Source organism: Sphingomonas radicis, from assembly GCF_051400635.1.
Taxonomy (GTDB): Bacteria; Pseudomonadota; Alphaproteobacteria; order Sphingomonadales; family Sphingomonadaceae; genus Sphingomonas.
This window is the reverse complement of sequence record NZ_JBLFFG010000015.1, coordinates 1-564: the sequence shown is the minus strand read 5'-3', so window position 1 is coordinate 564 and position 564 is coordinate 1. Positions and strand designations below refer to the sequence as shown.

At 62.2% G+C, this 564-nt stretch carries 2 protein-coding genes; both read right to left on the bottom strand.

Annotated features, from left to right (window positions below; translation table 11 throughout):
• Positions 1-220: carbon-nitrogen hydrolase family protein (locus ACMGDH_RS18210; protein ID WP_436829400.1), on the bottom strand; the 220-nt coding region annotated here is incomplete at its 3' end.
• 55 nt (positions 221-275) lie between these two features.
• Positions 276-564, bottom strand: a 289-nt coding sequence (locus ACMGDH_RS18205) for a hypothetical protein (RefSeq protein WP_436829399.1), incomplete at its 5' end; no start/stop codon positions are given.

The window sequence follows — 564 nt, the reverse complement described above, 5'->3', positions numbered from 1 at the left end:
CGTACATCTCCTTGGAGTCGTACATGATGCCCTGGGTCGAGTATTCCAGGAAGATCACGAGGTCCATGCCGGGCAGGCCGAGCTTCATGCCGACGATCATGTCGGCGATCTTGCGGGCGTTGTCGAGCACCTCGGCCTTGGTATGCAGGCGGGGCATCTTGTAATTGACGACCGCGACGCCGACCGTGTCGTTGCTGCTGGAGATGTCACCGTGAAGCATTTGGAGCGCTCCTGTGTTTTATTCGTTTGAGGTTGCCGCCGAACGAGCGGGCGCGTTAGTGGCTGATCATCCAGGGACGCGCGGTGGGAAAACCCTTGGCGCCGCTTCGGGTCTTGGTCACCAGCCGCGCGGGCTTTTTCCTGTCCGTCGAACCCTTGTCCTTGACGGTCTTGCCCGTGGAGCAGCAGCCGCAACCCGGGCCATGCGAGGCCTTGTATTGCGCCAGCGTCTGCGGCGCGTTCGAGCTGCGCTCGTTGACGGCGTGCGCCTTGCGCTTCTCCGCCGGCATGCAGAAGAAATTCGGTGCGGTGAGGATCACCCGAGGCGCCATCGTCTCACAATGC